Annotated in this window: 25 protein-coding genes; 17 read left to right on the plus strand and 8 right to left on the minus strand. The window is 69.2% G+C overall.

Annotated features, from left to right (window positions below; genetic code table 11):
• Positions 1-125 precede the first annotated feature (125 nt).
• On the minus strand, positions 126-1,022 hold the full coding sequence (locus FZ033_RS14100; RefSeq protein WP_149576761.1) for a PhzF family phenazine biosynthesis protein: 897 nt from the start codon (positions 1,020-1,022) through the stop codon (positions 126-128).
• Between the two features lie 101 nt (positions 1,023-1,123).
• Entirely contained in the window at positions 1,124-1,972 is an 849-nt protein-coding gene (gene pdxY, locus FZ033_RS14105; RefSeq protein WP_149576762.1) for a pyridoxal kinase PdxY, read from the minus strand.
• 218 nt (positions 1,973-2,190) lie between these two features.
• On the opposite strand from pdxY, the gene FZ033_RS14110 reads away from it, so the two are divergent.
• From FZ033_RS14110 to phnE (FZ033_RS14140), 6 genes are all read left to right on the plus strand, one after another.
• Entirely contained in the window at positions 2,191-3,174 is a 984-nt protein-coding gene (locus tag FZ033_RS14110) for a polysaccharide deacetylase family protein (RefSeq protein WP_188079487.1), read from the plus strand.
• An 88-nt stretch (positions 3,175-3,262) separates the two neighbouring features.
• Complete coding sequence (locus FZ033_RS14115) at positions 3,263-4,528, plus strand: amidase (protein ID WP_149576764.1); 1,266 nt, start codon at positions 3,263-3,265, stop codon at positions 4,526-4,528.
• 568 nt (positions 4,529-5,096) lie between these two features.
• The gene (gene phnC, locus FZ033_RS14120; protein ID WP_149576765.1) at positions 5,097-5,906 is read left to right on the plus strand and encodes a phosphonate ABC transporter ATP-binding protein; all 810 of its coding nucleotides are present in this window, start codon (positions 5,097-5,099) and stop codon (positions 5,904-5,906) included.
• 84 nt (positions 5,907-5,990) lie between these two features.
• Positions 5,991-6,899, plus strand: coding sequence for a phosphonate ABC transporter substrate-binding protein (phnD, locus tag FZ033_RS14125; protein ID WP_149576766.1), 909 nt, complete (start codon positions 5,991-5,993; stop codon positions 6,897-6,899).
• A 355-nt stretch (positions 6,900-7,254) separates the two neighbouring features.
• Positions 7,255-8,139 carry a phosphonate ABC transporter, permease protein PhnE gene (phnE, locus tag FZ033_RS14135; RefSeq protein ID WP_149576768.1) on the plus strand — a complete coding sequence of 295 codons (885 nt, stop codon included), beginning with the start codon at positions 7,255-7,257 and terminating at the stop codon, positions 8,137-8,139.
• Positions 8,136-8,999 (plus strand): phosphonate ABC transporter, permease protein PhnE, encoded by an 864-nt coding sequence (gene phnE / locus FZ033_RS14140; RefSeq protein WP_149576769.1) that lies wholly within the window; start codon positions 8,136-8,138, stop codon positions 8,997-8,999. Before phnE (FZ033_RS14135) ends, phnE (FZ033_RS14140) begins: the two co-directional genes overlap by 4 nt.
• A gap of 7 nt (positions 9,000-9,006) precedes the next feature.
• Here the strand turns inward: phnE (FZ033_RS14140) and FZ033_RS14145 are convergent, their stop codons facing one another.
• Together FZ033_RS14145 and phnF are read right to left on the minus strand one after the other, a co-directional pair.
• A complete protein-coding gene (locus tag FZ033_RS14145; RefSeq protein ID WP_149576770.1) occupies positions 9,007-9,633 on the minus strand; it encodes a pyridoxamine 5'-phosphate oxidase family protein in 627 nt (208 codons plus the stop codon).
• Positions 9,634-9,699: 66 nt separating this feature from the next.
• Positions 9,700-10,458, minus strand: a complete 759-nt coding sequence (phnF, locus tag FZ033_RS14150; protein WP_149576771.1) for a phosphonate metabolism transcriptional regulator PhnF — start codon at positions 10,456-10,458, stop codon at positions 9,700-9,702.
• Positions 10,459-10,635: 177 nt separating this feature from the next.
• On the opposite strand from phnF, the gene phnG reads away from it, so the two are divergent.
• From phnG to phnN, 8 genes are all read left to right on the plus strand, one after another.
• Complete coding sequence (phnG, locus tag FZ033_RS14155) at positions 10,636-11,136, plus strand: phosphonate C-P lyase system protein PhnG (protein WP_188079488.1); 501 nt, start codon at positions 10,636-10,638, stop codon at positions 11,134-11,136.
• On the plus strand, positions 11,136-11,771 hold the full coding sequence (phnH, locus tag FZ033_RS14160) for a phosphonate C-P lyase system protein PhnH (RefSeq protein WP_149576772.1): 636 nt from the start codon (positions 11,136-11,138) through the stop codon (positions 11,769-11,771). Before phnG ends, phnH begins: the two co-directional genes overlap by 1 nt.
• A gap of 4 nt (positions 11,772-11,775) precedes the next feature.
• A complete protein-coding gene (locus FZ033_RS14165; protein ID WP_149576773.1) occupies positions 11,776-13,095 on the plus strand; it encodes a carbon-phosphorus lyase complex subunit PhnI in 1,320 nt (439 codons plus the stop codon).
• A gap of 26 nt (positions 13,096-13,121) precedes the next feature.
• Entirely contained in the window at positions 13,122-14,000 is an 879-nt protein-coding gene (locus tag FZ033_RS14170; RefSeq protein WP_149576986.1) for an alpha-D-ribose 1-methylphosphonate 5-phosphate C-P-lyase PhnJ, read from the plus strand.
• Entirely contained in the window at positions 13,997-14,794 is a 798-nt protein-coding gene (gene phnK / locus FZ033_RS14175; protein WP_149576774.1) for a phosphonate C-P lyase system protein PhnK, read from the plus strand. Before FZ033_RS14170 ends, phnK begins: the two co-directional genes overlap by 4 nt.
• Positions 14,795-14,964: 170 nt before the next feature.
• A complete protein-coding gene (phnL, locus tag FZ033_RS14185; RefSeq protein ID WP_188079489.1) occupies positions 14,965-15,672 on the plus strand; it encodes a phosphonate C-P lyase system protein PhnL in 708 nt (235 codons plus the stop codon).
• A 15-nt stretch (positions 15,673-15,687) separates the two neighbouring features.
• Complete coding sequence (locus FZ033_RS14190; RefSeq protein WP_149576777.1) at positions 15,688-16,827, plus strand: alpha-D-ribose 1-methylphosphonate 5-triphosphate diphosphatase; 1,140 nt, start codon at positions 15,688-15,690, stop codon at positions 16,825-16,827.
• Positions 16,824-17,450, plus strand: a complete 627-nt coding sequence (gene phnN, locus FZ033_RS14195) for a phosphonate metabolism protein/1,5-bisphosphokinase (PRPP-forming) PhnN (RefSeq protein WP_188079490.1) — start codon at positions 16,824-16,826, stop codon at positions 17,448-17,450. Before FZ033_RS14190 ends, phnN begins: the two co-directional genes overlap by 4 nt.
• Positions 17,451-17,557: 107 nt before the next feature.
• On the opposite strand, the gene sciP is transcribed toward phnN, so the two are convergent.
• The 3 genes from sciP to FZ033_RS14210 form a co-directional block, all read right to left on the minus strand.
• Positions 17,558-17,833 carry a CtrA inhibitor SciP gene (gene sciP, locus FZ033_RS14200; RefSeq protein ID WP_012113328.1) on the minus strand — a complete coding sequence of 92 codons (276 nt, stop codon included), beginning with the start codon at positions 17,831-17,833 and terminating at the stop codon, positions 17,558-17,560.
• Between the two features lie 308 nt (positions 17,834-18,141).
• Complete coding sequence (locus FZ033_RS14205) at positions 18,142-19,920, minus strand: monovalent cation:proton antiporter-2 (CPA2) family protein (protein ID WP_149576778.1); 1,779 nt, start codon at positions 19,918-19,920, stop codon at positions 18,142-18,144.
• A gap of 105 nt (positions 19,921-20,025) precedes the next feature.
• Positions 20,026-20,799, minus strand: coding sequence for an SDR family oxidoreductase (locus FZ033_RS14210; protein ID WP_149576779.1), 774 nt, complete (start codon positions 20,797-20,799; stop codon positions 20,026-20,028).
• Between the two features lie 138 nt (positions 20,800-20,937).
• On the opposite strand from FZ033_RS14210, the gene FZ033_RS14215 reads away from it, so the two are divergent.
• The 3 genes from FZ033_RS14215 (at position 20,938) to FZ033_RS14225 (ending at position 24,349) form a co-directional block, all read left to right on the plus strand.
• Entirely contained in the window at positions 20,938-21,846 is a 909-nt protein-coding gene (locus FZ033_RS14215) for a LysR family transcriptional regulator (protein ID WP_149576780.1), read from the plus strand.
• Between the two features lie 101 nt (positions 21,847-21,947).
• Positions 21,948-22,409: a MarR family winged helix-turn-helix transcriptional regulator gene (locus FZ033_RS14220; RefSeq protein WP_188079491.1), complete on the plus strand. Its 462-nt coding sequence runs from the start codon at positions 21,948-21,950 to the stop codon at positions 22,407-22,409.
• Positions 22,406-24,349: an FUSC family protein gene (locus tag FZ033_RS14225; RefSeq protein WP_149576782.1), complete on the plus strand. Its 1,944-nt coding sequence runs from the start codon at positions 22,406-22,408 to the stop codon at positions 24,347-24,349. The genes FZ033_RS14220 and FZ033_RS14225 overlap by 4 nt, the downstream gene beginning before the upstream one ends.
• Before the next feature lie 12 nt (positions 24,350-24,361).
• On the opposite strand, the gene FZ033_RS14230 is transcribed toward FZ033_RS14225, so the two are convergent.
• Positions 24,362-24,592, minus strand: a complete 231-nt coding sequence (locus FZ033_RS14230; RefSeq protein WP_149576783.1) for a DUF2783 domain-containing protein — start codon at positions 24,590-24,592, stop codon at positions 24,362-24,364.
• Positions 24,593-24,609: the final 17 nt, after the last annotated feature.

The raw sequence follows: 24,609 nt of genomic DNA on the forward strand, positions 1-24,609 counted from the left end.
GGAAGGGCCAGTGGGAGTGTTGCGATGCAGCACACATAGGAGCGATCGCGCCCCCGCCAAGGTCAGACTGCACCCTATTTCCCACGGGTTCCGTGAGTTCTGTCAAATCCACATATTGATAAGGCTCAGATGTGGAGCACGCCCTCGGCGATCACCACGGCGGAGCCGCCGATGGTGGCGTCGAGCACCTGCCCGCCCTTCACCGTGAAGCCGAGGTCCACCCGGCTGGGGCGGCCCATCTCGAAGCCCTGGTCGATGCGCACCTTGTGGTGGCCGTCCACCCGGTTCTCCGCATCGAGCAGGACGCAGGGGAAGGCGGCGGCGGCGGCGCCGGTGGCCGGATCCTCCTCGGTGCCAAGGCCGGGGGAGAACATGCGGGCGCGGAAGTCGGCGTCGCCCTCCTCGTCCAGTGTATAGAGGTAGAGCGCCTCGCCGAAGCCGCCCAGGGAATTGATGAAGGCCGCCTCGTCCGGCCGGGCGCGGGCCAGCGCGGTGAGGTTCGCCAGCGGCACGAACAGGAACGGCACGCCGGCCGAGGCCACCACCGGGCGATGGGCGTCGAAGCCGATGTCGCTTTCGTCCAGATTCAGCGCCTCGGCGCAGGCGGCGCGGGAGATGTCCACCTCCTCCAGCTCGCCCTTGCGCGGCGCGGTGAACACCGCCGCCCCCTTGCGCGAGCCGGCGCCCTGAGTCGTCACCTCGCAGGTGACGGTGCCGATGGGCTCCTCGATCTTCAGCGTGCCCTTGACCAGCTTGTCCTCCAGCGCCAGCAACACCGCCGTCCCCACCGTGGGATGGCCGGCGAACGGCATCTCGTGGGCCACCGAGAAGATGCGGATGCGGGCCCGGTTGGCCGGATTCTTCGGCGGCAGCACGAACACCGTCTCGGAGACGTTGAATTCGCGGGAGATCTGCTGCATCGCCGCGTCGTCGAGCCCCTGGGCGTCGAGCACCACGGCGAGCGGATTGCCCCCGAACGGGCGGGAGGTGAACACATCCAGGGTCACGAAGCGGCGCGGCATGAGAGCAGGTCTTTGCAGGTCTCTGTGGCAAGGCCGCCGCGCACCCGCGCACGGCGTCTTCCGGGTCATGGCAGCCACAGTCTGGCTGCCACATTTTTGCCTCAGATCACCGAGGCGGGAAAGAGCCGGGAGGGCCGCACGAACTCGTCCTGGGCCTCCACCAGCAGCAATTCTCGAGACTGTGCTTTTTCCGTCCGCTCCAGCACCCCGTAAATGGAGGATGCGGCGGCGGAAACCGCCTCGGCGGTGGAGCCCGTGCGCTGCACGTGGAAGAAAAACAGGGCGGCGATGGCGTCCCCTGCCCCGTTGAGCGAGACCGCGAGGCGCGGCGTGCGCACCAAAAAGCGCCCGTCAGGCCCCGAGGCGATCAGGTCGATGCAGTCCGGCGGGGTCTCCGCCACATTGAGGCTGGTGACGAGAATCACCTTCGGCCCGCGGGCGTGGAGGGCGTCGCAGGCGGCGATGGCATCTTCGAGGAAGGCGCAGGCGCGGCCCGAGAGCAGCTCCAGTTCGAACTGGTTGGGGGTGATCACGTCCGCCGCCGGCACCGCCAGATCCCGCATCAGCTCGGGGATGCCGGGGCGCACGAAGATGCCGCGGCCGACATCGCCGATCACCGGGTCGCAGCAATAGGCGGCATTGCGGTTGGCCGCCTTCACCCGCGCCACCGCGTCGAGGATGGCGGCGCCGATGTCCGCCGAGCCCATGTAGCCGGAGAGAACGCCGTCGCAGCGCGGCAACACCCCGCGCTCGGTGATGCCCTCCACCAGCTCGCCGATGACCGCCGCGTCGAACACCTGCCCCCGCCACGCCCCGTAGCCGGTGTGGTTGGAGAACTGCACGGTGTTGATGGCCCACACCTCCACCCCCAGCCGCTGGAGCGGGAACACGGCGGAGGCATTGCCCACATGGCCGTAGGCAACATGGGACTGGATCGAGAGGAGGTTCATAGGCTTTTGATCCTGCGATCAGGGCCGTCCGATGGTGGGCGCACGCCCTCCCGCCGGTTAGCCTGCCGCCGCGCCCTTCTCAAATGGAATCTGTTGATCGGCCCCCATGCTCGCGCTGATGTTTCCGCGCGCAACAGCTCGTGACCGGCCCGCACTGGCCAAGGGCGGCGGAGGAGCCTATGCCGAAGCCCATTCCATTCGCACCTGTCGAGCATGCCGTGTCCGTCCGATCCGCCTTGCCTCTCGCGCTCCTGCTGCTGCCTTTTCCCCTTCCGGCCCTCGCCGGTCCGGCGACGGGGCCGGCCTGCTACTCGCCTGCGGCGCTGGCCGCGAAGCCAGGGGAGGAGATCGTGCGCCCGCGCGCCAGCGGCCCGGTGACCCTGCCCGACATGGCGACGCCCACCCTGCCCCCGGTGCCGGCCGCCCTGCGCGGCTCCATCCGCCGGGTAGACCTGCCGCCGGGGGAAAAGCTGGTCGCCCTCACCTTCGACCTGTGCGAGGCCTCCGCAGAGATTTCCGGCTATGACGGCGCCCTGGTGGATTACCTGCGCGCCGAGAATGTCGCCGCCACCTTCTTCGCCGGCGGCAAATGGCTGATGAGCCACACCGAGCGCGGCGACCAGCTCACCGCCGACCACACCTTCGAGATGGGCAACCACACTTGGTCCCACGCCAACCTCACCGTGCGCACCGGGGATGCCATGCGCCGGCAGGTGGACGACGCGGACGTGGCCCTCGCCCTGCGCCGCACCGAGATTCAGGCCAAGGGCTGCATGCTGCCGAGCGCCCCCGCGCAGGCGACAGGTGGCGCCGCATTGTTCCGCTTTCCCTATGGCTCGTGCAGCGCCGAATCGCTGAATTATGTGAACGACACCGGCCACCTCGCCATCCAGTGGGATGTGGATTCGGGCGATCCCGCCTTCATCGGCGCCAAGGGCATGGCCGACGACATGCTGCGCGGCATCCGTCCCGGCTCCATCGTGCTCATGCACGCCAACGGGCGCGGCAAGCACACCGCCGAGGCGCTCAGGATCCTGATCCCGGCGCTGCGGGCCAAGGGCTACCGCTTCGCCACCGTGAGCCAGCTTCTGGCGGCGGGCCGGCCTGTGATCGCCGATACCTGCTATTCCCTGAAGCCCGGCGACACCCGCGTCTATGACGACGCCGCCCGCAACGGCAAGCGCATCCTGCCGGTGCAGTAGGGTCGAAGGGGACGCCCTCCGCCCCATTGCGCGCACGCTGCCGCCTGCGCATGGTGTGCGCCCTTTGCGCCATGCCCCGAGTAACCCCATGAGCCTCCTTCTCGCCCGCGACCTTGCCGCCGACCTCCATGCCGGGCGCACCACGCCCCGCGCCGTGCTGGAAGAGGCGGCGCAGGCCATCGCCGCCCGCGAAGGCGAGGTTCAGGCCTTCGCCACGCTCGGCCTCGACCAGGCGCGCGCGGCGGCGGATCAGGCAGGCCTCACGGCGCGCGCGCTCGCCGGCCTGCCGGTGGGGGTGAAGGACATCATCGACACGCGGGACCTGCCCACTGCCTATGGCAGCCCGCTTTATGCCGGCCACCGCCCGCGCAACGACGCCCCGGTGGTGGCCATGACGCGCCGCGCCGGCGGCGTCATAGTGGGCAAGACGGTGACCACGGAATTCGCCTTCCTGAAGCCTTCCCAGACCCGCAACCCGCGCCGGCTCACCCATTCGCCGGGTGGCTCCTCGGCGGGCTCGGCGGCGGCGGTGGCGGCGGGCATGCTGCCCTTGGCGATCGGCACCCAGACCGCCGGCTCTGTCGTCCGCCCGGCCGCCTTCTGCGGGGTGACCGGCTACAAGCCCACCTTCCGCCTGCTGCCGACGTTGGGGATGAAGACCTTCTCCTGGCACCTCGACACCATGGGCCTGTTTGCCGCGCGAGTGCGCGACGTGGCCTTTGCCGCCGCTGCCATCACCGGCCGCGATCTCGACATCGGGGAAGAGACCGCCGAGCGCCCGCGCATCGGCATCGTGCGCACGGCGCGCGCCGGCAGCGCCTCCGCCGAGGCTCATGCCGCGCTGGACGCCGCCGCCCGCGCCGCCGAGGCCAGGGGAGCCCGGGTGTTCGACCTCGACCTGCCGGAGGAGCTTGAGGCCGCCGACGCCGCCCAGCCCATCATCCAGGATTTCGAGGCCGCCCTCGCCTTTGCCGACGAGCTGGCCTACGACCGCGCCGGCCTCTCGCCGCTGCTCGCCGCCCATCTCGATGCCGCGAGCCAGATCGCGCCCGACACCTACGACCAGGCGCGCCGCACCGCCAAACGCGCGCGGCAGAAGCTGGGCGATGTGTTCAGCGAGGTGGACGCACTCCTCACCTTCTCCGCCCCCGGGCCGGCGCCGGAGGGCTTTGCCACCACCGGCTCGGCCATGTTCTGCCGGCTGTGGACGCTGCTGGGCTGCCCGGCCATCAACGTTGCCGGCCTTGAGACGGCGGACGGACTGCCCATGGGAGTGCAGCTGGTGGGCCGGTTCGGCCGCGATCGGCAGGCACTGGCGGTGGCAAATCTCGTGGAAAGCGCGATCGCCCGCTGAAATACAATATTTCACAACGTTTTCTCGATGCCTCCGCTTGCGCCGCAGCGTCGAGAAAAAGGCAGAACCGGGGCACACTTGCCCTCTAACAGTCATGCGTCGCAACACAATACCGGCCGCATTGCAGCACATCTTACCTCTTCACGCATTTTGAGAATTTGTTAAGGTTCTTTGCGAGATCGACTTCGCGAGGAAAAAAGGTGACCTTCGGCCATCTGCTCACCGTGATCGAGACCTGTGCCGCCTTCGCCTTTGTTGGCGCGGTGCTCCTCGGCATGGTTTGAGCCGCTGGCCCCACCACTCGCCGGATCGAAGAACACAACAAAGCGTGGTCCGGTCGATCCGCGGCGCCGGGGAGCCCACACCTCCCCGGCGTCTCCGCGTCGGGCGCATGGCCCTGAATCCGCATTTGTCACAATCGCCCGCCCCGTGACATTTCCCTGACGCCCCCGCGCGGCGGCCCTGAAGATATCCTGAAAACACATCGGCGGCGGTTGGCCGACCAGACGTCACACGGGTGTTGCGCTCACCCCTTATGAGCGGTCGGGACGCGCAACGGAGCGACCCGATGCTGGTGATCGAGGGCCTCACCCGCCGCTTCGGCGACAAGGAGGCCGTGTCCAACGTCGATCTTCAGATCGGCGCGGGTGCCTTTGTCGGCGTCATTGGACGGTCCGGCGCCGGCAAGTCCACGCTGCTGCGCATGATCAACCGCCTGCAGGACCCCTCCTCCGGCCGCATCCTCCATGACGGCCGCGACGTGACAGCCCTGAAGGGCCGCGACCTGCGCGCGTGGCGGGCCGAGGCGGCCATGATCTTCCAGCAGTTCAACCTGGTGGGCCGGCTCGACGTGCTCACCAACGTGCTCATGGGGCGGCTCGCCACCGCGCCGGCGTGGCGCGCCCTCACCAAGAGCTGGAGCGCCGAGGACCGGGCCATCGCCCTCTCCGCCCTCGACCAGTTCGACATCGCCCCGCTGGCCGCCCAGCGCGCCGACAGCCTTTCCGGCGGCCAGCAGCAGCGGGTGGCCATCGCCCGCGCGCTGGCGCAGGAGCCGGCGCTCATCCTCGCCGACGAGCCCATCGCCTCCCTCGACCCGCGCAACACCCGCATCGTGATGGACGCGCTTTTGCGCATCAACAAGCACTTCGGCATCACCGTGCTGTGCAACCTGCATTCCCTCGACCTGGCGCGCACCTATTGCGACCGGCTGGTGGGCATGGCGCAGGGCCGCGTGGTGTTCGACGGCGCGCCGGCCGCCCTCACCGAGCAGGTGGCCCATGACCTCTACGGCCTGGAAGCCGGGGAGGTGATGGACCTGCCCGCGGCCAAGCCCGCCTTCGGCGACGCCATTCCGCAATCCGCGGCGCTGGCCTGAGCGCCTGCCGCCCCGCGCCGGCCTCCCCGGAGGCCGGTCGCACCCGTTCGTTCGAAATCAAGACCCTGCCGACAGGAGCCTGAAATGCTGAACCGTCGTACCCTGATCGCGGCCGCCGCCGCGCTCGCCGTCTCTGCCGGCGCCGCCGCCGCGCAGGAGTGGAAGGCGAAGTATCCCGAGCTGGTGTTCGCCATCATCCCGGCCGAGAACGCCTCCGGCGTCACCGAGCGCTTCACCCCCCTCACGGACTATCTCACCAAGCAGCTCGGTACCAAGGTGACCCTGCGCATCGCCAATGACTATGCGGCGGTGATCGAGGGCCAGCGCGCCGGCAACATCCACATCGCCTCCTACGGCCCCTCCTCCTTCGCCCGCGCGCTCATGACCGGCGCCAAGATCGAGGCTTTCGCCATCGAGGTGAATGCGGACGGCACCAAGGGTTATCACTCGGTGCTCTATGTGAAGGCCGACAGCCCCTACAAGTCCATCGAGGACCTGAAGGGCAAGAACCTATGCCTGGTGGACCCCAATTCCACCTCCGGCAACAACGTGCCGCGCTTCTCCCTGAACAAGATGGGCATTACCCCCGACCAGTTCTTCGGCAAGGTGGTCTATGCCGGCTCGCACGAGAATGCGGTGATCGCCGTGCAGCAGGGCACCTGCGATGCTGCCTTCAACTGGTGGAACGACGAGCAGGAATCCAACCTCAAGCGCATGGAGCGCAAGGGGATGGCGAAGTACGACGACTACCGGATCATCTTCAAGTCCGACCAGATCGTGAACTCGCCCTACGCCTATCTCGCCGACATGCCGGCGGAGCTGAAGGCGAAGATCCGCGACGCCTTCTTCTCCATCCAGCAGAACGACAAGGCCGCCTTCGACAAGATCTATGAAGGCAAGCAGCAGCCCTGGCAGCCGGTGGACAATGAATCCTACGTCTCCATCATCGAGCTGAACAAGTTCGTGGACGAACTGCGCAAGAAGAAGAGCTGATTTTCCCTGTGCCTCGGTCCAGCGACAGCGCAGCTGGAGCGCCGAGCCGGGGTCCAGCGCAAGACTTCCGCGCAGCGGGCAGTCCCGAGGGCGCCGCATCATTGAAGCGCCTTCGGCGACTTTTGCGCTTAGAACCTGTCTGGAAACCCAAAAAGGCATAAACGCAACCACCTCCGTCATGCCCGGGCTTGTCCCGGGCATCCACGCAGAACCGCTTGCGCGTACTTAAGAAAGCACCTCCCAGCCTATCCGCGTGGATGGCCGGGACAAGCCCGGCCATGACGGGATAAAGCGTCGGCGCAAATGCGCCCGCCTGTCCGGCCTCATTTCCAAACGGTCTCCCAGAGGCACCCCCTTGGCCCACGCCGTCACCCGCCTTCCCGACGCGCAGCTCGCGCCCATGCTGGCCGCCTACGAGGCGGCGGTGCGGGAGCGGCGCCGCCACAGCTTCATCGCCGTCGCGGTGGTGGCGGTGTGCATCGTCCTCGCCGCATGGATGGGCGAGGTGAAGCCCGGCGTCCTGTTTGCCAATGCCGGCCGCCTCACCACCTATTTCGCCTCCATCATACCCACCCTGCGCTGGGACACCCTCGGGGCGGATCTCGCCGAGTGGTACTGGAACCTCGACCACTGGCTGAAGCTGCTGCTGGACACCATCCTGATCGCCTATCTCGGCACCCTGATCGGCGGCATCGGCGCCTTTTTCCTGTGCTTCCTCGCCTGCGCCAACCTGGTGCGCAGCCCGCTCATCCGCCTCGCGGCGCGGCGTTATCTCGAATTCTGCCGCACCGTGCCGGAGCTGGTGTTCGCCCTGCTGTTCGTGGTGGCGTTCGGGCTCGGGCCCATGCCCGGCGTGTTGGCGCTCGCGATCCACACCATGGGCGCGCTGGGCAAGCTGTTCGCCGAGGTGGTGGAGAATATCGACATGAAGCCGGTGGAAGGCGCGGTGGCCGCCGGCGCCTCCTGGCCCAAGATGGTGCGCTTCGCCGTGGTGCCGCAGGTGACCTCCAACTTTGCCTCCTACGGGCTGCTGCGCTTCGAGATCAACGTGCGCGAGGCCTCCATCATGGGCTTCGTGGGCGCCGGCGGCATCGGGCAGGACCTGGTGGAGGCGATCCGCAAATTCTATTACTCGGACGTCTCCGCCATCCTGCTCCTCATCATCGCCGCCGTGATGATCATCGACCTCGTCACCGAGCAGATCCGCCACCGGCTGCTCGGCGTGGGAGGAGGGCGATGAGCCGCGCCCGCATCACCCTAAGCGACGAGGCGCGGGCGCGCCTTGCTGCCGCCTATCCGCAGGCGCTCGCGCCCTCCCCGGCGCAGCGGATGCGCGTGATCGCCATCGGCACTGCGCTGGCGGGGATGGCCGTGTTCGGCTTCTGGCGACTGGATTTCAACCTGGACCGCATCGGCTCGGGCCTCGCCCAGCTCGGCCATTTCATCACGCTGATGATGCCGCCGGATCCCGGCACCCAGCTCCCGCTCTATATCCACGCCTTGGGCGAGACGCTGGCCATCGCCTTCCTCGGCACGCTTTTGGGGGCGCTGGTGGCGTTCCCGTTCGGCTTCCTCGCGGCCAAGAACGTGATCCCCAACGTCTTCGCCCATTTCGCCGTGCGCCGCCTGCTCGATACCGTGCGCGGGGTGGACCGGCTGATCTGGGCGCTGATCTTCGTCACGGTGGTGGGGCTCGGCCCCTTCGCCGGCATCCTTGCCATCGCCACGGCGAGCTTCGCGGAGCTGGGCAAATTGTTCTCGGAGGCGGTGGAGGCGCTGGACAGGAAGCCGGTGGAAGGCATCGTCTCCACCGGCGGCTCGGAGGTGGAGGCGGTGCGCTTCGGCATGCTGCCGCAGGTGCTCCCCGTGCTGGCGAGCCAGCTGCTCTATTACTTCGAATCCAATGCCCGCCAGTCCACCATCGTCGGCATCGTGGGCGCCGGCGGGCTGGGCCTGCACCTTGCCGAGCAGATCCGCGTGCTGGAATGGCAGAAGGTGTCGTTCCTCATCCTGATGATGCTGGTGATGGTGGCGGTGATCGACTTCATCTCCTCGCGCCTGCGTTTCTCCATCATCGGCAAGACCCGGCTGGAGCCGTGAGACGCGCTCAATACAGAATGCCGCGGTAGCGCTCCACCATCGCCTCCTGGCTTTCCGCCTCGACAACCACGGACTCCCCCGGCTTGCCCGCGATCTGGTCGCGCAGCATCTCGCCCATGGTGGGCAGGACGGAGCGCGCCACCTGCGCCTCAACGTCCCACAGGCGCGAGCGCATGAAGGCCTTGGCGCAATGCAGGTAGGCTTCCTCCACCTCCACCTTCAGCACCGTGCGCGGCGCCTTGCCGCCCACGGCGAAGCGCGCCGTCAGCTCGGTATCGTCGTGGATGGCGGCGCGCCCGTTGACACGCAGGGTCTCGTCCACGCCGGGGATGAGGAAGAGCAGGCCCACCCGCCCCGTGGTGAGGATGTTGGTGAGGGAATCCAGCCGGTTGTTGCCGGGACGGTCGGGGATGAGCAGGTCGTGGGTGCGCGCGGCGACGAAGCCCGGCAGGTCGCCACGGGGCGACACGTCGGTGGCGCCGTGCGCGTCCGCCGTGGCGATCAGCACGAAGGGGCTGAGCGCGATGAAATCGAGGCAGTGGGGATCCAGCCGGTCGAGCTGCTTGGCGACGCTGCGCCCCGTGGGCTGGCCATAAAGGCGGCGCAGCGCGTCTTCGTCTCGAATCTCGGCCATGGGGTCGTCCTTACGCTGTCCTGAAGAGTCTCCCGCGCCCAGCCGCCCAGGCCGGCGCGGACACGCTCACGCCTTGAACACCAGTTGCACCCGGTCCGCCGCGAAGGAGGAACGGCCCCATTGCAGGGGCACGCCGTTCGGCTCCACGTCGAGCCGCTCCAGTACCAGCACCGCCCGGCCGGGGGCTAGCGACAGCAGCTCGATTTCCCGCCCGTTGGCAGGGCGCGCGGTGATGCGGGTCTCACGGCGGCGATAATCCTCGATGCCGAGGGTGGCGAGCGCCCGCGTCAGCGAGCCGGTGGCGGCATAGACAAGGTCGAGGTCGCGGAAACGGGCGTGGGGAAACCACGCGGTTCCGAACGAGATGGGCACCCCGTCCGCCTCATGGATGCTCTCGATGCGCAGCACCGGCGTGCCCTCGGGCACGGCGAGTTCGCGCGCCACGTCCGGGCAGGCGTCCTCTACCTTCGAGCCGAGGAAGCGACCGAACGGCTCGCGCCCGCCCGCCGAGACGATCTCCGAGAAGCGGGTGCGCGCGCCGATGGGATAGCGCAGGGGCGGTTCCTTCACGAAGGTGCCCCGTCCGGCGGTAGCCTCGATGAGCCCCTGCTCGGCAAGATGCGCCAGCGCCCGGCGCAGGGTGTGACGGTTCACCCCGAAGGTCTCGGACAGTTCCGCCTCCACCGGCAGGCGCGCGCCGGGCTTCAGGACGCCGGAATGGATCTCCTCCTCCAGCCGCTGGGCGATCTGCCGCCACAGGGTGACGCCCGAGCCGCGGGCCACGCCCTCGCGCCCTTCGGACGCCCCACCGTCCGTCTCCGTCATCGGGTTGTGACCCTTGGCTGAGAGACTGCGCGACGTCCCCGACATTTCTGCCTCCCTGACGGCCCGGCCGTCTTGTCTATTTGTATAGATTATTATACAAACTAAGTCCAGCGGGGCATCGGCTCCTGCGTCCCTTCCGCGTGCCTGCCCCGGCGGGCACCTGCATTCGAGGCGATCATGGGGCCCGACGCACCCTTTTGCGGACCAACAACGCCCCCGCCCTTCCCCGAGGCGACGGCCGACACCACCGAGCGGCAGGCCATGATGGCGCTCTATGCCCGCGCCACCCGCGCCGAGCTGAAGGCGGCAGTGGAGCGCTTCTCACCGCTGCCGCAGGTCAGGAAACTGCGGCCGCCGGAGGCCGGGCTGGTGATGGTGCAGGGCCGCACCGGCGGCGATGGCGCGCCCTTCAACATGGGCGAGGCCACGGTGACCCGCGCCGCCGTGCAGCTGGAGGGCGGTGCCACCGGCGTCTCCTACATCCTGGGCCGGGCGCCCGAGAAGGCAGAGGCCGCGGCCATCCTCGACGCCCTGTGGCAGGACCCGGCGCTGAAGCTCGCGGTCAACGACGCCCTCGCCCCCATCCGCCGCCGCCTCAAAGCCGAGGAGGCAACCGCCGCCGCCGAGGCGGAGGCGACCAAGGTCAACTTCTTCACCATGACGCGGGGCGAAGACTGATGGCCGCTCTCGCCCCTTCCCCCGCACCCGCTGCCCGGCCTTTGGCCGCCGGCTTCGCCGATCCGGTGCACGACGCCCAGCGCACCTTCGCGGCGCTCATGCGGGCCATGGCCGAGCCGGCCCGTCCGGTGCCGCTGGTGAGCGCTCTTGCGCCCCCCGCCCCGCTCTCGCCGGAGATGGCGGCGACGGCGCTGGCGCTGCTGGATTACGAGACGCCGGTCTATCTCGACGCCACGCTGGCTGCGGTGCCGGACGTGGCCGCCTTCCTGCGCTTCCACACCGGCGCGCCGGTGGTGGAGGACCCCGCCGCCGCCCGCTTCGCCCTGATGGGCGATGGCGCAGGGCTGCCGGATTTCGCGCGCTTCGCCCAAGGCGAGCCGGATTATCCCGACCGCTCGGCGACGCTGATCGTGCAGGTGGCGCGCATGGATGAACAGAGCGAAGGCGCGCTGGTGCTGGAAGGCCCCGGCATCAAGGGCCAGCGCACCTTTTCCGCCGCGCCTTTGCCGGCGGATTTCGGCCGGCGCCTTGCCGCCAACCGCGCACTCTACCCGCTCGGCATCGACCTCATCCTGTGCGCGCCCGGCGTCATCGCCGGCCTGCCGCGCACCCTTGCTCCCCACACACAGGATTGACCCCATGTATGTGGCCGTAAAGGGCGGCGAAGCCGCCATCCGCAATGCCCATGCGCTGCTTGCCCGGCGCCGGCGCGGCGATACCTGTGTGCCCGAGGTCGGGCTGGACCAGATCGCGGAGCAGCTTTCCCTCGCGGTGGACCGGGTGATGGCCGAGGGCTCGCTCTATGACCGCGAACTGGCGGCGCTGGCCATCAAGCAGGCGCGGGGCGACCTGATCGAGGCGATCTTCCTCGCCCGCGCCTTCCGCACCACCTTGCCCCGCTTCGGCGCCTCGGTGCCGGTGGATACCGGCGCCATGCGAGTGCGCCGGCGCATCTCAGCCACCTTCAAGGACCTTCCCGGCGGCCAGGTGCTGGGGCCGACCTTCGACTACACCCACCGCCTGCTAGACGAGCGGCTGGCGACCAATACTGCAACTAGCGCGGGCCGCACGGAGGCCGACAGCGCCGCCTCCGCCAGAACCGACGCGCCCCCTCTCCCGCCCGAGGCCGGATGTTTCCGGCCTCGGCTCGCCGGAACTGAACTCGGCAACAGCCGAGTTCAGACGGGGGAGGGTTGGGGAGGGGGCACGGCCCCCAAGCCTGACGCCGCGGCCACCGGAGAGGCCCCAGCCCCCACCCTGCCCTCCCCCGCAAGCGGGAGAGGGTTCAGCGGCGTGCACCCTCCCATGCCCCGCGTCACCGACCTGCTGGGCGACGAAGGCCTCATCGAACCCGCCCCGGCGGATGACGGCACGCCGCCCCGCGACCTTACCCGCGAGCCGCTGTCCTTCCCCGCCGACCGGCCGCTGCGGCTGCAGGCGCTGGCGCGGGGCGACGAGGGCTTCCTGCTGGCGCTCGGCTATTCCACCCAGCGCGGCTATGCGCGCACCCATCCCTTCGTGGGCGAGATCCGCTTCGGCGAGGTGGAGGTGAGCCTTCACGCGGAAGAGCTGGGCTTTGCCGTGCCCCTGGGCGAGATCAGCGTCACCGAGTGCCAGAGCGTGAACCAGTTCAAGGGCTCGGCCACCCAGCCGCCGCAATTCACCCGCGGCTATGGCCTCGTCTTCGGCCAGCTGGAGCGCAAGGCCATGTCCATGGCGCTGGTGGACCGCTCGCTGCGCTTCGCCGAGCTCGGCGAGGAGAAGAGCGCCCCGGCGCAGGACGAGGAATTCGTGCTCTCCCATTGCGACAACGTGCAGGCCACCGGCTTCGTGGAGCACCTGAAGCTGCCTCATTACGTGGACTTCCAGGCCGAGCTGGACCTCATCCGCCGCATGCGTGCGGAGCAGGAGGAGAGGGCGGACGATGATCAAGCCCCCCACAAGGAGGCCGCCGAATGACCGCCCTCGCCCGCACCGCCTCCGGCATGCCCGCCATCACCTACAATTTCGCCTATCTCGACGAGCAGACGAAACGGATGATCCGCCGGGCCATCCTGAAGGCCATCGCCATCCCCGGCTATCAGGTGCCGTTCGCCTCGCGCGAGATGCCCATGCCCTATGGCTGGGGCACCGGCGGCGTGCAGGTGACCGCCGCCATCCTCGGCGCGGACGACGTGCTGAAGGTGATCGACCAGGGCTCGGACGACACCACCAACGCGGTGGCCATCCGCACCTTCTTCGAGACCACGGCGGGTGTCGCCACCACCACGCGCACCCAGGACGCCACCCTCATCCAGACCCGCCACCGCATCCCCGAGGCGCCGCTGAAGGCCGGGCAGGTGATCGTCTATCAGGTGCCCATTCCCGAGCCCCTGCGCTACCTTGAGCCGCGCGAGACCGAGACGCGGCGTCTGCACGCCCTCGCCGACTACGGGCTGATGCAGGTGAAGCTCTACGAGGACATCGCAAAGCACGGCCACATCGCCACCACCTACGCCTATCCGGTGAAGGTGGCGGGCCGCTATGTGATGGACCCCTCCCCCATCCCCAAGTTCGACAATCCGAAGATGGACGACAGCCCGGCGCTGCAATTGTTCGGCGCGGGGCGCGAGAAGCGCATCTATGCCATCCCGCCCTATACCCGCGTGGTGTCGCTGGATTTCGAGGACCACCCGTTCGCGGTGCAGGCCTTCGCCGAGCCCTGTGCCCTGTGCGGCGCCAAGGGGGTCTATCTCGACGAGGTGATCCTCGACGACAAGGGATCGCGCATGTTCGTGTGCTCCGACACCGACCATTGCGCCACCCGGCAGGCCGATGGCCACACCGGCTCCATGAGCGCGCCTTACGGGGAGGGCCAGCCATGAGCCCGGAGATGATCTCGCCCCCCGACGCCCCCCTCCTCGTCGCCGAGGGGCTGGCGAAATATTATGGGTCCCGCCTCGGCTGCCGCGACGTGGGCCTCACTTTGCACGCGGGCGAGGTGCTCGCCATCGTAGGGGAATCGGGCTCCGGCAAGTCCACCCTGCTCGGCCTGCTCTCCACGGAGATGGCTCCGAGCGCAGGCCGCGTCGCCTACCGCATGCGCGACGGACAGATGCGCGACCTCGCGGCGCTGTCGGAGGCCGAGCGGCGCCTGCTGCTGCGCACCGACTGGGGCTTCGTGCGCCAGCATGCGGAGCAGGGCCTGCGCATGGCGGTCTCGGCCGGCGGCAATGTGGGCGAGCGCCTCATGGCCGTGGGCTGGCGCCACTACGGCAACATCCGCGACGAGGCCGCCGACTGGCTCGCCCGCGTGGAGATCGCCACCGAGCGCATGGACGATGATCCGCGCACCTTTTCCGGCGGCATGCGCCAGCGGCTCCAGATCGCGCGCAACCTGGTCACCCGCCCGCGTCTTGTCTTCATGGACGAGCCCACGAGCGGCCTCGACGTTTCGGTGCAGGCGCGGCTGCTCGACCTCATCCGCCAGTTGGTGGAGGAATTCGGCCTTGCGGTGGTGATCGTCACCCATGATCTGGCGGTGGCGCGGCTGCTGTCCCACCGCATCATGGTGATGAAGTCCGGCCGCGTCATCGAACAGGGCCTCACCGACCAGGTGCTCGACGACCCGCGCGAGCCCTACACCCAGCTCCTCGTCTCCTCGGTGCTCGCCGCATGATGACCGATCCGACCGCCTCGTGCAGAGAGCATGGAACAGAAGCATCGTCATGGCCGGGCTCGTCCCGGCCATCCACGCCCGGCGACCGGGCACAGCCTCCCGAACATTGCGCCAGCGGCACGGCGTGGATGCCCGGCACAAGGCCGGGCATGACGGCGGCTCAAGGGACTATGGCCTCGCCCCAAGGCGTCCCCCTCCTCCTCGTCGAAAACCTCGGCAAGAGCTTCACCCTGCACCTTCAGGGCGGCCTCAGCCTGCCGGTGGTGTCCGCCGTCTCCTTCGCCGTCCATGCGGGGGAGTGCGTGGCGCTGGGCGGGCCGTCGGGGGCGGGGAAAAGCTCGATCCTCAAGATGGTGTTCGGAAATTACCGGGTGGATCAGGGCTCCGTGCAGGTGGCCGACCATGGCGCCATGGTTGAGGTGGCAGGCGCCGACCCGCGCCTGATGCTGCGCCTGCGGCGCGCGCGCATCGGCTATGTCAGCCAGTTCCTGCGGGTCATCCCCCGCGTGTCGGCCCTCGACGTGGTGGCCGCGCCACTGCGCGCCGAGGGCGTGGACACCGGGACCGCCAAGGCCCGCGCCGGGGCGCTTTTGGCCCGGCTCAACCTGCCCGAGCGGCTGTGGGGCCTGCCCCCCGCCACCTTCTCCGGCGGCGAGCAGCAGCGGGTGAACGTGGCGCGCGGCTTCATCGGCACCCAGCCCCTGCTGCTGCTGGACGAACCCACCGCATCGCTGGACGCCGCCAACCGGGCGGTGGTGATCGACCTTATCCACGAGAAGAAGGCGCAAGGCTGCGGCCTGCTGGGCATTTTCCACGATGCCGAAACCCGCGACGCCGTCGCCGACCGGGTGGTGGACGTCACCCGCTTCTCCGCCTGAGCCAGGATTGAAGACATGACCGAACAGGTGTTCGCCAATGCCCGCCTCGTCCTCGCAGACGAGATCGTCACGGGCCACCTCACCGTGCGCGACGGCCGCATCAGCGCCATCGGCACCGGCGCGGCACCCCAATGCGCGGTGGACCTGGAGGGCGACTTTCTCCTGCCCGGCCTCGTGGAGCTCCACACCGACCATGTGGAAGGCCACCTCGCCCCCCGCCCCAAGGTGCGCTGGAATCCGCTCGCCGCCGTTCTCGCCCATGACGCGCAGATCGCATCGTCCGGCATCACCACCGTGTTCGACAGCCTGCGGGTGTGGCCGGACAAGAAGGCGGTGGGCATGGACGGCGATGCGCCCATCCTCATCCGCGCGCTGAAGGAAGCCCGCGCCGCCGGCGTTCTGCGGGCCGACCACCTCATCCACCTGCGCTGCGAGGTGCCCACCGACACGGTGGTGGAGGACGCCGCCGCCATCCTCGACACCACCGACGTGCACCTGATCTCGCTCATGGACCACACGCCGGGTCAGAGGCAGTTTGCGAGCGTGGAGCAGTTCCGCTCCTATTACATGAAGAAGAGCGGAATCACGGCCGAGGAGATGGATGTGATCGTGGCCACGCGGCTCGATTTCCACGAGCGCTTCGCGCGGGAGAACCGCGCCGGGCTGGTGGCGCTGGCCCATGCCCACGGCTGCGTGGTGGCAAGCCACGACGACGGCACCCCCGAGCATGTGGCCGAAGCCATTGGCGACGGGGTGGCGGTGGCCGAATTCCCCACCACGGAGGGGGCCGCCAAGCTCTCCCACGACGCCGGCATCCGCGTGCTCATGGGCGCGCCGAACCTGGTGCGCGGCGGCTCCCACACCGGCAATGTCTCCGCCGAGGCGCTGGCCCGCGCCGGCCTACTGGACATTCTCTCGTCCGACTACGTGCCCTCCTCGCTGCTGTGGTCGGCGTTCGACCTCAACCGCCGGGTGCCCTCCATCGACCTGCCGCGGGCGGTGCGCATGGTGACGAAGACCCCGGCCGAGGTGGCGGGCCTCACCGACCGGGGCGAGATCGCCCAGGGCCGACGCGCCGACTTGGTGCGGGTCACCCTCGCCGGCGACATGCCGGTGGTCCGGGCGGTCCATCGCGCGGGGCAAAGGGTGGCATGAACACGCAGAAGACCGGCGCAGGGGCGACCCTCGACCACAGGCCCGGCGACAGGCGACCGGATGGCCTGCTGGGTCCCGGAACGCTGCTGCTGGTGGTCGGCCCCTCGGGCGCCGGCAAGGACACGCTGATCGACATCGCCCGCGCCCGCTTCGCCGGGGACGGCCGCGTGCTGTTCGCCCGAAGGCTCGTCACCCGCCCCACGGGCATGGGCGAGGCCCACGGCACCCTGAGCGAGGCGGAGTTCGAGGCGCTCCGGGCGCAGGGGCGTTTCCCGCTGTTCTGGCGGGCGCATGGGCTCTGTTATGCGCTCGGTCCCGAGGTGGCGCAGGCCATTGCGGAAGGCGGCGTGGTCGTGGCCAACGGCTCGCGCGCCACCTTGCCGGAGGCGCGGGCGCGCTTTGCACGGGTGCGCGTGGTGGAGGTGACGGCGCCGGTGGCGGTGCGTGCCGGGCGCCTCGCCGCCCGTGGCCGCGAGGACGCGGCCGATATCGAGGAGCGCCTGTCGCGCGCGCCGGAGGTGGACGTGGCGCCCGACCTCGTCATCGACAATGTGGGCACGCCCACGGACGGTGGGGCAAGGCTCGGCGCCTTCATCGCGGCGGAGCTGGCGGCGGCGGAATAAAGCCGCCTCGTGTCCCGGACCAGCGACGGCGCAGCCGGAGCGCCGAGCCGGGACCCAGCAGAGACTCCTGCGCAGCAGTCAAGACAGTCGGCCGGGGCACGCGGCCCCTATTGCCGGTAGTGCTGGATGCGCGTGGTGCGCAGGCCGGGCAGGCCGTGGCGGTCGATGGAGGCCTGCCACGACAAAAACTCATCCACGGTGAGGGTGTAGCGCTTGCACGCTTCCTCAAGGGACAGGAGCCCGCCACGCACGGCGGCCACCACCTCCGCCTTGCGGCGGATGACCCAGCGTCGCGTATCCGGCGGCGGCAGGTCGGCGATGGTCAACGGTCCCCCATCCGGGCCGATCACATATTTCACCCTCGGCCGATAGGCATCGGTCATCGCTACGCACCTGCTACACATCAAGACGCAAGACAAGATTGCAGGCGGCGATGAAAACTTTGCTAAAGGCTGAGAAAAACAGGATATTTACTTGTCTTAACAGCGGGTGAACAAGATATTCCCGAAACGTAAAGACCCCGATGTTTTTGCAGAATGCAAATCCGGTAAGATTTCGGGAAGGAATAGGCGCGCGGCGGCGCGGGCTCTAGAGCGTTTTCCGCTCACCTCGGCTCACGGCAATCGCTCTAGAGTCTTGTATTGACGCGTTTTCTTCACGCGAACCGGCGTCCACTTCGCTCGAAAACGCTCTAGGCGCCGCCGCTTCCCTTCACCGGCGCGTTGCCGTGGATGAGGTCGCGGCCGGCATAGATGCCGTCGGTGATCTCGATGGCGAAGCGCTCCGCATCCCGCCGGCGCACGTTGTCCACCACGCGGGCCACTTCCTCGTCGTCCACGTCGAGCAGGGACAAGCCCTTGGCGCCGAGCGCCAGCGCCGATTCCAGCGTCTCCCGGATCTGGAAATCGACCCCGGCGTGGATCAGCTCGATGGCGTGCCCGCGATCAAAAGCCCGGGCGATCACCGGAACGAGGGGAAACTCCGCCTTGGCCAGTTCCGCGATCTTCAGGCTGGCCTCGCGATCATTCACGGTGATGACGATGAGCCGGGCCTCGCCCGCCCCCGCCGCGTGCAGGATGTCGAGGCGCGTGCCGTCGCCGTAATGCACCTTGAAGCCGAAGTCGCGCGCGTCGCGGATGCCGTCGGTGTCGGTCTCGATGATGGTGATGGAACAGCTGCGGGCCAAAAGCGGCTGGCTCACGATCTGGCCGAAGCGGCCGAAGCCGATGAGCAGCACGCTGGCCGACAGATTCTCCGGCGCCTCCATGCCCTCCAGGGAGGGGGCGGGCTTGGGCATCAGGCGATCGTGGGCGATGACGAGGAGCGGCGTCGCCGCCATGGAGACGATGATGGTGGCGGTGAGGATGGCATCGCCTGTGGTGTCGAGGATGCCGACGCCGGTCGCCGCCGCATAGAGCACGAAGGCGAATTCGCCGCCCTGCGCCATCAGCACGGCGCGCTCCAGCGCCTCGCGATGGCCGGAGCGGAACAGCCGCGCCACCCCATAGATGCCGATGGTCTTCAGCACCATGTAGGCGACCACGGACACCGCCACGAGGCGCCAGTTGGCAGCGATCACCGACAGGTCGAGCGCCATGCCCACGCCGAGGAAGAACAGGCCCAGCAGCACGCCGCGGAACGGCTCCACATCCGCCTCCAGCTGGTGCCGGAAGGAGGATTCCGACAGCAGCACGCCGGCAAGGAAGGCGCCCATGGCCATGGAGAGGCCGGCCGCCTGCATCAGCAGCGCCGCCCCCAGGACCACCAGCAGGGCGGCGGCCGTCATCACCTCGCGGGCCCGCGCCTTGCCCAGCAGGCGGAACATGGGATCGAGCGCATAGCGCCCGGCCACCACCAGCGCCGCGATGGCGCCGAGGCCGATACCCACGCTGGCGAGGCGTTGTTGTAGCGTCACCTCGGCCCCGCCCGGCGCCAGAAAGGCGACGAGGGCCAGAAGCGGCACGATGGCGAGATCTTCCAGCAGCAGGATCGCCATGATGCGCCGCCCCTTGGGCAGGCCCAGGGCGCGGCGTTCCTCCAGCATCTGCATGACGATGGCGGTGGAGGTGAGCACGAAGCCGGTGCCCGCCACGAAGCTCTGCGCCGCCGGAAAGCCGAGCGCAAGGCCTACGCAGATGAGCAGCGCAATGCACACCCCCACCTGCACCAGCCCGAGGCCGAAGATTTCCCCGCGCATGGACCACAGGCGCGAGGGCTGCATCTCCAGCCCGATGATGAACAGGAACATCACCACGCCCAGTTCGGCGACGTGGAGGATGGACTGGGGATCGGAAAACAGGCCGAGCCCGAACGGCCCGATGACGAGCCCGGCGGCGAGATAGCCGAGCACCGAGCCGAGGCCCAGCCGCTTGAACAGCGGCACCGCCACCACGGCCGCTGCCAGCAGGACGACGACGGGAAGGATATCGAAGCCGTGCGTGGCGGCGGCGTGTGCGGTCTCGGCGGCCATGCTGTGTCCCTGATGCTGCGTTGCCCGCCAACATGGCAGGCCGCGGCGCGATTGCGAAATGGCCGCCAGTGCCGCACGCCGCGCTTTGCTACACCGGCGCCCCCATCACTTGGTGGTGTAGCCGCCGTTCACGAGGATGGTCTGGCCCGTCATCCACCAGCCCTCCGAGACCAGGAAGCGGATGTAGGGCACGATATCCTCGATGTCGGTCAGGCCGGTTTTCGAGAAGGCGGAAAGGGCGCCGGCCGACTTGTGGTAGGCCTGCGCCTCGGGGCTTTCCTCGCCGTAGAAGAACGGCGTGTCCATGGGGCCGGGGCCGATGGCGGTCACCGAGATGCCCCGCGCCCCGAACTCCTTCGCCGCGGCCCGGGTGAAATGCTCCACCGGCGCCTTGGTGCCCGCATAGGAGGCATAGAACGGCGTGAAGGCGCCCAGCAGCGAGGTGACGAGAGTCACGATCTTGCCGTTGTCGTTCACCGCCTTGCCGGCCTCCTTGAGGAAGAAGAAGGCGGACTTGGCATTCACCGCGCTCATCTCGTCGTATTCGGCCTCGGAGATGTCCAGAATGGGCTTCTTCAGCACCTTGCCCACCGTGTTCACCGCGATGTCCGGCCGGCCGAAGGCGGCGACGGCATCGGCGAACAGTTGCTCGACCCCGCGCGCGTGGGTCAGATCGGCCTGGAAGGCGACCGCCTCCGCGCCCGCGGCCTTGACCGCGGCGACGGTGGCCTCGGCCGCGGCGGCGGTCGCCGCGCTGTTGTAGTGGATGGCGATGGCCTTCGCGCCGTGGGCCGCGAGGTCCCGCGCCAGAAGGCCGCCGAGATTCTTCGCGCCGCCCGCGATCAGAACCGTCTTTCCCGCAATGGTGTGGTCTGTCATCCCCTGAGCCTCCTGGCGTGCAGCCGGGTCCCCGCTCCCGGCCGCGATGGTGTCGGCCCACCTTATTGACTGTCCTGTCTGGATAAATCCGCTACCATCGCCAAGACCTGTCGCTATTGACGAACAATCGAGACCCACTTGGACCGCATCGACCTTTTCCGCATCTTCGTCCGGGTGGTGGAATGCGCGAGCTTCACCCGTGCCGCCGACATGCTGGGGCTGCCGCGATCCTCCGTGTCCTCGGCCATCCAGGATCTGGAGGGGCGGGTCGGGACGCGGCTGCTCCATCGCACCACGCGCCGCGTGTCGCCGACCCATGACGGCACGGCCTTCTACGAGCGCTGCCTGCGCCTGATCCAGGACGTGGAGGAGGCCGAAGGCCTGTTCCGGCAGGCCCGACAACAGCCCACCGGCAAGCTGAAGGTGGACGTGCCGGGACGGATCGGCCGCCTCGTCCTTGCGCCCGCGCTGCCCGATTTCCTCGCCGCCCATCCGGGGATCGAGATCGAGCTTGGGGTCAGCGATCGCGCCATCGACCTGGTCGAGCAAGGGGTGGACTGCGCCCTCAGGGTGGGATCCCTGAGCGATTCCAGCTGCATCGCTCGCCCCCTCGGCGACCTGGTGCTCATCAATGTGGCGAGCCCGCGCTATCTCGACACCCATGGCGTTCCCGCGACGCCCGCCGACCTTCCCGGCCATTTCGCGGTGCGCTACGCCTCGCCTTCGACCGGACGGGTCGAGGACTGGGAATGGATGGAAGACGGTGTCGCGCGCACCCTCGACCTGCCGGGGCGGGTGACGGTGAACAGCGCCGAGGCCTATATCGCCTGCTGCCGCGCCGGCCTCGGCCTCATCCAGATCCCGGCCTATGACGTGAGGCGCCACCTGGCGGCCGGCGAACTGGTGGAGGTCATGCCCGCGCACCGCGCCGCGCCGCTGCCCATGGCGCTGCTCTATCCCCACCGCCGGCATCTGTCGCCGCGGCTCGAGGTGTTCGCGCAATGGCTCGCCGGCCTGATGCTCCGGGAGCTGGAAGCCGCCGCGTGACCGAACGGAAGATGTTCCGTGCCTTTAGGATGGGGGTGGCGCGGCGGTCTGGTTTCGGCTATATAATTTGAATTCAAATTATTTGAACAATCATAAATCCCATGACCGATCCCATCTCCGCCCGCGAGCGCTTCGGCATGCTGTTCGTGGTGGTGGCACGCCACTGGCGCAGCGCGCTCGATGCGAGCCTTGCCGACATGGGCCTCTCCGACGCCACCTGGAGCCCCCTCCTCCACATCGGCCGTTCCGGCGGCGGCCTCTCGCAGAAGGACCTCGCGGCGCGGGTGGGCATCGACGGGTCGAGCCTCGTGCGCCTGCTGGACATCCTCGCCGCCAAGGGGCTGATCGAACGTCGGCAGGACCCGGCCGACCGGCGCGCCAACCTGCTGTTCCTGACACCGGCCGGCCGCGAGGCCATGGCCGACATCCAGCGCCTCCTGAACGGCATCGAGGCCCGGATGCTGGCGGATCTCGACGATGCCGAGATGGCGGCCGTGACCAAGGCCCTGGAGCGGATCGACACCCGCATCCAGGCGCTGCGCCACGGCGGAGACCAGCAATGATCGCCCGCCCCGCTTTGGAGCGGCTCGGCTTCGACCCGATCCGCCTGAACTTCACCCTGCGCACCGCGCTCGCAGCCTGCTGCGCGCTCCTTGTCGCGTGGCTGGTGGGCCTCGAACATCCCCAATGGTCGGCCATGACAGTGTGGGCCGCCGCCCAGCCGGTGCGGGGCCAATTGGTGGAAAAGAGCTTCTTCCGCGCGGTGGGCACCATCATCGGCTCGGTGGCGGGGATCGGCCTCCTGTTCGCCGCGCACGGGCAGCAATGGGCCATCGTCCTCGGCCTTGCCGTGTGGATCGGCCTGTGCGCCGGGGCCGGCAATTTGTTGCGGGGCTTTGCCTCCTACGGCGCCATGCTGGCCGGCTATTCGGCGGCCATGGTGACCCTGCTCCACAGCACCCTGTCCGCCGGCCCCTTCGTGGTGGGCATCGACCGCATGCTCACGGTGCTGCTCGGCGTCGGGGTGGCGCTCGCCATCGGCTGGGTGTTCGCCGCGCCGGCCGATCCGGACGATCCCGCGCGGCGGGTGCGCCGGCTGACCTCACGCATTCTCAACGACTTGGCCGCGCATCTGGCGGGAACGCTGGCGCCGGGCCGGGGCGAGCACCAGAATTTGCTCTCCGAAATGGCCGCCATCGAGGACGCACTGGACGGCCATGCCGCCGGATCGCTGCGCTCGCGCGCGACCATCCGGGCCATCCGTCGTCTGCTGACGGCGGATGTGGCGCTGCTGCTGTGGATGCGGCGCCCGCCGCGCCCGGCCTGCGACGCGGCACTGGTCGCGGCCGTGCAGCAGGCCGCCGAAGCTTCCTCCACCAATCGACCGCAGGATGCCGAGGCAACCCTGCGCCACGCAGCTGAACTCGCCGGCTCCGACCGCATGCTCCATGACGCGCTCGAAGGGCTCGCCGAGGCCACGCAGCCGAACGGGGCGGGTGGCGCGCGCACCGGGGCGCACGATGGCGTGGTCCTGCACCGCGATTTCATCGGCGCGCGGGAAGCGTTGATCCGCGCCACGGTCACCCTGCTCGCGGTGGGCGCGGCCTGGCTGGCAACGGGGTGGGAGGCCGGTGCCTTCATGCTGCTCGGCGCCGCCATCATGACCAGCATCTTCTCCACCGCCGACAATCCGGCGCAGACCCTGAAGCAGGTGATGATGGGCCAGATGCTGGGCGCGGCCGGCGCGCTGGCCTGCCGCTGGCTGGTGTGGCCCCATGCGGACAGCGCCTTCGGGCTGGTGCTGGCGATGATGCCCTTCATCCTGCTGGGGGCATTCATCCAGGCCCACCGGCGGACAGCGGGGCCGGTCGGCTTCGACTATTCCATGGTGGTGCTGCTGATGCTGCAGCCGGCCTGGCCACTGGCCGGCACCTTCGCCCATTCCCTGATGCTGGCCGGCGCCGTCGTGCTCGGGCCGGCGGTGGGACTGCTGGCCTTCCTGCTGATCTTTCCCGTGGATGGGCGTCGGCGGCTGAGCACGCTGGTGACCATGATGGTCCACGATCTCCAGTCCATGGCCGGGCGACGCGGCGCCTCTCGGCACCGTGCCGTATGGCGGGGACGGCTTTATCACCGGGTGCTGCGGCTGGCGCGCTGGGCCGACAAGACCGGCGGCAGCCGCGAGCAGGCCGTGGAGGGCGGCTTTGCCGTTCTCCTGCTAGGCTCCGCCATCCTCCACATGGACGAGGCCCTCCACGTCGAGGTCTTTGGCCGGCCGGATCTGGCGCCGGGAACCGCCCGGCGGCTCAACGCGGCGCTGGCCCGGCTGCGCCATGTGGGCACGGACCCCGAGCGTGCGGCGCGAGCCTTGGGCGCCGCCGCGAAGCGCCTTGCCGCCGATGGCGCCGGGGACGGGGACCTGCTGCGCGAAGCCGCGACCGAGCTTTCGCAGCGCGCCGCCTTCATCCGGTTGCCCGGCCGCACGGTGTCCACCTCGCGATAGCGGCGCTCCGCTCTACTTCGCTGCCCCACCCGCCGCCTTCAGGGCCTGGGTGAGCACCCCACGGTCGCCGATGTGGTTGGCGAGCAGCAGGATGAGCTTGCAGTTCATGAGCTGCGCCTCCTCGTCGCCCAGCAGGCGCTGGCTTTCGATCAGCTCCTCATAGAAGCCGTCCGGGTCCGGGATGTTGGGCGCGCGGATCAAGGTGTCGTGCCGCGGCGCGTCCGTGGGCAGGGTGTGAAGCATGGCGTCTCCTCCTTCAA

This window comes from Xanthobacter oligotrophicus, from assembly GCF_008364685.1.
Classification (GTDB): Bacteria; Pseudomonadota; Alphaproteobacteria; order Rhizobiales; family Xanthobacteraceae; genus Xanthobacter; species Xanthobacter oligotrophicus.